This is a genomic window from uncultured Faecalicoccus sp. (genome assembly GCF_944325745.1).
GTDB lineage: Bacteria > Bacillota_I > Bacilli_A > Erysipelotrichales > Erysipelotrichaceae > Faecalicoccus.
This window is the reverse complement of record NZ_CALVBG010000080.1, coordinates 1-4,231: the sequence shown is the minus strand read 5'-3', so window position 1 is coordinate 4,231 and position 4,231 is coordinate 1. Positions and strand designations below refer to the sequence as shown.

The window sequence follows — 4,231 nt, the reverse complement described above, 5'->3', positions numbered from 1 at the left end:
TGAAGTTGCTTGTTTTATTAGTGATCCATTGAAAATTTCATGAAAATGATTTCAACATTGAAAAAAATATGAAAACTGCTTGCAAAATGAAAAGGTGTGTATTAAACTGATACATATGTTCAAGGAATGAACACATATAACAGGAGGGTTCGATATGAAAAAGCTATTATCTATTCTGGCGGCATTCGTTATGGCTGTCTCATTAGCTGCATGTGGATCTGGTTCTGGCGGAGGCGGCAAAACATTTACGTTTGCCAGCGAGCTGGATATCAAAAACCTAGATTCTTGCGATGCAGATGATGGAATGAGTTTCAATGCCATGCATGCCGTAATCGATGGTTTGATGGGATTGGATGAAAATGGTGAGATCACCTATGCAATCGCTGAAGATCATACAGTCAGCGATGACGGATTGACTCACACATTCAAATTACGTGATGCCAAATGGTCTAACGGTACGGAAGTAACCGCAAATGACTTTGTTTACGCATGGCAGCGTATCATCAAAAACGTTGGTAACTACGCGTACATGATGGGAACCGGTGGTGCTTCGATCGTCGGCGCTGATGAATTGATGGCAAAAACCGAAAACGGAGACGAATTAACGGATGAAGATCTTGATACTTTAGGTGTCAAGGCCGTTGATGACAAGACTTTGGAAGTCAAACTGACAACTCCAGTTGCTTACTTTGAAGAGCTGATGACATTCCCTTGCTACTATCCAATCAATGAAGAATTCTGTGAAGAACAGGGAAGCAATTATGCAAAGAGCCCAGAAGCTATTTTGTCAAACGGTGCCTTTGTTATGGATACTTGGGAACCAGGTTCAACTGCGACATTCTCTAAAAACGAAGATTACTGGAATGCCGATGCGGTTAAATTGGACAGCTTGGTTATGAACTTAGTACAGGAACCAGCTGTTGCCGCTCAGAACTTCGAGAGTGGAATCAATGATTACGCTCCAATCAACTCGGATCTTGTTGATCAGTATAAAGATGATGAAAGCTTCATTTCTTTCAACGAAGGTTATTTGTTCTATATTCAGGTAAACTTCAATAATGCAGATCTGCAGAACCAGAATTTGCGTAAAGCTTTGTCTTTATCCATCAACCGTGAAGACTTCACAAGCAATGTATTAAAAGACGGTTCTAAAGAAGCAGATGGATTTATCCCTGCTCAGTTATCTATTGGTCCTGAAGGACAAGATTTCCGTGATGATGCTGCCGATTATACAGAATATAATGTAGAAGAAGCACAGGCTGCCTTAGATCAGGCATTGGCTGAATTAGGTAAAGATTCTGTAACATTGCGTCTGTTGTATGGTACAGATGAAAGCCCAATGGATACAATGGCAACGTATCTACAAAATGCATTCTCTAAATTGGAAGGCTTGAACATTGAAATGGTTGCTACTACAAAACAAGACCGTATCTATACAAAACAAGCTAACCGTGACTTTGACCTTGCATGTACTCGCTGGGGTCCAGACTACAGTGATCCAACAACTTATTTGAACTTAATGATTACTGGAAACTCTAACAACTATGGTGACTGGACAAATGCGGATTACGATGCTTTGATGAATCAGATCGCTACAGAAACGGATCTGGATGCTCGTTGGCAGATGATGGTCGAAGCAGAAGGTATCGCCATGAGTGATTACGCCAATATCCCTGTCTTTGAAAAAGGAACTTCAGCTTTGAAAAACACGGCTGTAAAGGGACTGGTACAAAAACCGGTAGGTGTTCCTTACACATTCACATACGTTGATATTGAAGGTTAATTAATCTAATCTTGAGTTGAATTTATCATAAACACAATACAGCTCATCACTGTGTTGTGTTTATTTTTTAGAAGGAGGATTTCGATGTCTAAATCTACAATACGGTATATTCTTAGACGTCTGGCTATTTCAGCAGTGACATTGTTCGTGATCCTGGTTGTCTTGTTCTGTATGGTTCGATTCTTACCGGGTTCGCCGATCAACAATGAACATTTGAGCGAAGCCCAGCGTGCGGCGATTGAAGCTAGCTATGGCTTGGATTTACCGATACCGCAACAATTTGTAAAATACGTAAGTGGAATGTTGACCGGTGATTTTGGTGTCTCTATGAACTTATATCGTGACATGCAAGTTTCTTCACTTGTTGCTACACGTGCTCCTATTTCTTTCTTCCTGGGTCTCAGTGCTTGTATCTTAGGAACTTTGGTCGGAATTTTATTAGGAGTTGTTGCTGCGCTGAAGAAAAATACGATTTGGGATACTTTGGCGACCGTGCTTTCGGTTATCGGTGTTTCTATTCCATCCTTTGTATTCGCTATGCTGATCTTGATCATTTTTGGAACGAATCTGCATATTTTACCAACGATGTATAGTTCCAGCCAGCCTATTTATTCGGCAATCATGCCGATCTTGGCTTTGTCTGTGAGTGTCATTGCCAATGTTGCCCGTTTCACACGAACAGAAATGATCTCGGTTTTAAATTCCGATTACATCATGTTGGCAAAGGCGAAAGGATTGTCTCAAAAGGATATCATTTTTAAACACGCTTTACGTAATACCTTGATTCCGATTGTCACGATCTTAGGTCCGATTTTGGTTAACTTGATGACGGGTACGATGGTTGTGGAAAAAATCTGTTCTGTACCTGGCTTAGGACTTCTGTTGATCAATAGTATTCAGGCTTCAGACTACAACGTCATCCTGGCTTGTTCGTTCCTGTATGCCGCTATGTATATTATCATGATGCTCGTGATCGATGTCTCTTATGGAATTATTGATCCGCGTATCCGTTTAGGAAAGGATGAATGAGTATGACCCAGAGTGAAGCTTTGAAAAATTATCAATTTCAGCCTGACGATTTCCAGCTGGCACAACACCGCCATGCTTTGGAAGTTGAGCAAGTCATGCCGGCTCGTCCTGCCTGGAAAGATTCGATTAATTTATTTTTGCGAAACAAGGGTGCCGTCATAGGTTTGATCTGTATCGTGATCATTACTTTGTTTGCCATCTTTGCTCCGATGTTATCGAGCTGGAAATACGATGATATCAATACGGCGCTACAAAATATTGCTCCGAATGCCGAACATTGGTTTGGTACCGATACTTATGGACGTGATCTTTGGGTGCGTTTGTGGCAGGGAACGCGGATTTCCTTGTTTGTTGCCGTGATGGCCATTTTGATCGATGTTGTGATCGGTGTGACTTATGGAATGATTTCTGGATACTTTGGTGGAAAAGTAGATTCTGTCATGCAGCGTATCCAGGAAGTCATCAACTCCATTCCTACTTTGGTTGTGTTGACGATTTTGTTGATGGTCATGCAGTCTAATCTATTTACGATTATTTTAGCTTTAGCTTTTACGGAATGGATCGGGATGTCCCGCATCACGCGAGCACAAGTTCTCAAGACCAAAGAGGAAGAATTTGTTTTGGCATCGCGAACTCTGGGTGCCAGCAGTTTCTTTATCATCTTTAAAGAAATCTTACCCAACATTTATTCGCAGATGATCATCATGGTCATGATGTCTATTCCGAATGCGATCTTCTATGAAGCCTACTTGTCTTTTGTCGGATTGGGTCTGCCGATTCCAGAAGCCAGTTTGGGTACATTGATCAATGATGGTTTTAATACCTTGACCATTACTCCTTATCAGATGACGATTCCTGTTATTGTGTTCTCTATTCTGATGTTGAGCTTTAACCTGGTAGGAGATGGTCTTCGTGATGCTCTGGATCCTACGATGAAGGAGATGTAAGATATGGAACAACAAAGAGAAAGAATTTTAAAAATTAGAAATTTAAATATCTCCTTTAAGACAAGCGGAGGAACGGTAAAAGCCGTACGCGGTGTAAACCTGGATCTTTATAAAGGGGAAACGATCGCAATCGTAGGGGAATCTGGTTCCGGAAAATCCGTTACGACAAAAGCCATTATGGGTCTTTTGGCAAACAATGGACAAATTGATTCCGGGATGATCGAGTATCACTGGAACGACGAATATACAGGAGAACCGAAAACGGTCGATATTTGTCAGCTTTCTGAAAAAGAATTACAGTCTGAGATCCGCGGGCGTAAGATCGCTATGGTTTTCCAAGATCCTATGACTTCTTTGAATCCGACGATGACCATTGGAAAACAAATCATGGAACCGATGATCTATCATTATAAACGTACGAAAAAAGAAGCTTACGAAAAAGCTCTTGAGCTCTTGGAACTGGTCGGCATCA

4 protein-coding genes are annotated in these 4,231 nt (G+C 41.2%); all 4 read left to right on the top strand.

Annotation, left to right across the window (positions count from 1 at the left end; translation table 11 throughout):
- Window positions 1-154 precede the first annotated feature (154 nt).
- Window positions 155-1,783, top strand: a complete 1,629-nt coding sequence (locus tag Q0J48_RS06610; protein ID WP_296242703.1) for a peptide ABC transporter substrate-binding protein — start codon at window positions 155-157, stop codon at window positions 1,781-1,783.
- 84 nt (window positions 1,784-1,867) lie between these two features.
- The gene (locus Q0J48_RS06605) at window positions 1,868-2,812 is read left to right on the top strand and encodes an ABC transporter permease (RefSeq protein ID WP_296242702.1); all 945 of its coding nucleotides are present in this window, start codon (window positions 1,868-1,870) and stop codon (window positions 2,810-2,812) included.
- Between the two features lie 2 nt (window positions 2,813-2,814).
- Window positions 2,815-3,759 (top strand): ABC transporter permease, encoded by a 945-nt coding sequence (locus tag Q0J48_RS06600; RefSeq protein WP_296242701.1) that lies wholly within the window; start codon window positions 2,815-2,817, stop codon window positions 3,757-3,759.
- 3 nt (window positions 3,760-3,762) lie between these two features.
- The coding region (locus Q0J48_RS06595; RefSeq protein ID WP_296242700.1) for an ATP-binding cassette domain-containing protein at window positions 3,763-4,231 on the top strand (469 nt) is incomplete at its 3' end.